The sequence below is a fragment of the Staphylococcus sp. EG-SA-2 genome, from assembly GCF_017152085.1.
In genome coordinates, this window is sequence record NZ_JACYHC010001248.1 from 1 (window position 1) to 626 (window position 626).

A 626-nucleotide genomic window follows, 5' to 3' on the forward strand; every position below is an offset into this window, starting at 1 on the left:
AGTTATAATGGCCAGTGTAACACTAAATACATATATGGTGGAATCACAGCTACTAACGAATATCTAGATAAACCTAGAAATATACCTATAAATATATGGATCAATGGAAATCACAAAACTATTTCTACCAATAAAGTTTCGACAAATAAAAAATTTGTTACCGCTCAAGAGATTGATATCAAATTAAGAAGGTACCTTCAAGAAGAATACAACATTTATGGACATAACGGCACTAAAAAAGGAGAAGAATACGGTCATAAATCAAAATTTTATTCTGGGTTTAATATTGGTAAAGTAACGTTTCATTTAAATAATAATGACACCTTTTCATATGATTTATTCTACACAGGAGATGATGGGCTACCAAAAAGTTTTTTAAAAATTTATGAAGACAATAAAACTGTAGAGTCTGAGAAATTCCATTTGGATGTCGATATCTCTTATAAAGAAACAAAATAAACCTATTAATTATATTATAATCATTATTTTTCGGGTAGCTCGCCTACCCTTATTATTTTTTGCCAATTTTGAGGAGGGAACGCATGAAAACACGTTGTTACGATGGTAAAAAATGGCAATATGAATTTAAGCATGAAGGAAAAAGATACCGTAAGAAAGGTTTTAGA

1 protein-coding gene and 1 pseudogene are annotated in these 626 nt (G+C 29.6%); both read left to right on the forward strand.

The features are described 5' to 3' along the window. Window positions 1-459 (forward strand): annotated as a pseudogene (sek, locus tag IDG60_RS20260) (staphylococcal enterotoxin type K); the annotation flags it as partial. 83 nt (window positions 460-542) lie between these two features. After that, on the forward strand, window positions 543-626 hold an 84-nt coding region (locus tag IDG60_RS23300), incomplete at its 3' end, for a hypothetical protein (RefSeq protein WP_241013345.1).